This window comes from Achromobacter sp., from assembly GCF_036567245.1.
In the GTDB taxonomy this organism is placed as follows: Bacteria; Pseudomonadota; Gammaproteobacteria; order Burkholderiales; family Burkholderiaceae_B; genus Achromobacter.
The window spans coordinates 1-1,755 of record NZ_DATCUY010000259.1; the positions used below are offsets into that span (position 1 = coordinate 1).

Below are 1,755 nucleotides of genomic sequence, written 5' to 3' on the forward strand. Positions count from 1 at the left end.
GGCCGCCGCTGAAAGCGCCGGCCTGATGTCGCGCCTGGGCAAGCTGTGGGAACGCGGCCGGCTGCCCAGCGAATCCGAAGTCCGGCGCCTGTTCGAAGCGCGCCTGACCGACGTGGCCGCCAACAAGCTGGCGCGCCGCTGGTGCGAGCAGTACAGCGCCGCGGACGGCAAGGACCGCCGGCTGATGCTGACTGCGCTGGCGCAGGCGCGCGGCAGCTACGCGGGCGATGGCGGCGAGGGCGTGCGCCTGTTCAAGCGCTTCAATGCCCAGCCCCAGGGCCTGCGCTTCCTGGTCGACCTGCGCGCGGACATGCTGCGCTGGCGCAAGCAGGTGGCGGGCATCCAGACGCTGGATAAGGATCTCGAAGGCCTGCTGTCCGCGTGGTTCGACGTAGGCCTGCTGGAGTTGCGACCGCTGACCTGGGATTCGCCGGCGTCGCTGCTGGAAAAGCTGATCCTGTACGAAGCCGTGCACGAGATCACATCCTGGGACGACCTGCGCCGCCGCGTCTCGCCGGATCGCCGCTGCTACGCCTACTTCCATCCGCAGATGCCGGGCGTGCCGCTCATCTTCGTGGAAGTGGCCTTCGCCAGCCAGATGGCCGACAACGTGCAGGTGCTGCTGGACAGCACCTTGCCGCCGCAGGACCTGGACAAGGCGCGCTGGGCCATCTTCTATTCCATCTCCAACACGCAGCCTGGCCTGAAGGGCATCAGCTTCGGCAACTTCCTGCTCAAGCGCGTGGTCGAGCAACTGCTGCACGAACTGCCCAAGCTGAAGTCCTTCGCCACGCTGTCGCCCATTCCGGGTTTCGCCGACTGGCTGGGCAAGCTGGACGCCGAGGCGGTGGAGGCCATCGTGCGCGAGGACAAGGTGCGTGCCAAGGCGCGCAAGCGCGAGGGCGTGCCCGACGGGCGGCGCTGGGTCGCGCGCCTGTCCAAGGCGGCCCAGGGCAAGGCCGCGGACGTGGTCAAGCGCGCGGGTTTCCGCCTGACGGCCAATTATCTGCAGTCCATGAAGAACGGCATGCCGGTGGATGCGGTGGCGCGCTTTCACCTGGGTAACGGCGCGCGCATCGAACGGCTCAACTGGGCCGCGGATACCTCGGCCAAGGGGCTCAAGCAATCCTGCGGCATGATGGTGAACTACCTCTACGACCTCGACGAACTGGACGACAATCTCGCCCTGCTGGGAGAGGGCAAGCCCCAGGTCAGCCGCGGCGTGGGGCGCGTGGCATAAGCGCCGCGCTCGCGGCGCAACAACATAAGAAAGAGGGGCAGGAGACATGACGGACAACGTGGCCGGCCGCGTGCTGCTGGAACGCGAAGACGATCTGGCCCGGGTGACGCTATCGCACCCGGGGCGCCTGAACGCGATCACGGTGGGCATGTGGCATGAACTTCGGGACGTGTTCACCCGCATTGCCGACGATGCTGCCGTGCGCTGCGTGATCGTGCGCGGCGAGGGCGGCAATTTCGCCGCCGGGGCCGATATCCGCGAATTCCCCGTACAGCGCGGCGATATGGCCGGCGTGCAGCGCTACCATCGCGAAGTGCTGGCGCCTGCCTTGCAGGCGGTCGCCCTGTGTCCGCATCCGGTGGTGGCGCAGATCGAGGGCGTGTGCGTGGGGGGCGGCCTGGAGATCGCCAGCCAGTGCGATCTGCGGATCGCCGGCGAGTCGGCGCGCTTCGGCGTGCCAATCAACCGCCTGGGCTTTCCCATGGCGCCCGACGAAATGAGCGGCCTGGTGGCTC

2 protein-coding genes are annotated in these 1,755 nt (G+C 68.1%); both read left to right on the forward strand.

The features are described from left to right. The coding region (locus VIR09_RS11475) for a malonyl-CoA decarboxylase domain-containing protein (protein ID WP_332012983.1) at window positions 1-1,240 on the forward strand (1,240 nt) is incomplete at its 5' end. A 46-nt stretch (window positions 1,241-1,286) separates the two neighbouring features. After that, the coding region (locus tag VIR09_RS11480; RefSeq protein ID WP_332012984.1) for an enoyl-CoA hydratase/isomerase family protein at window positions 1,287-1,755 on the forward strand (469 nt) is incomplete at its 3' end.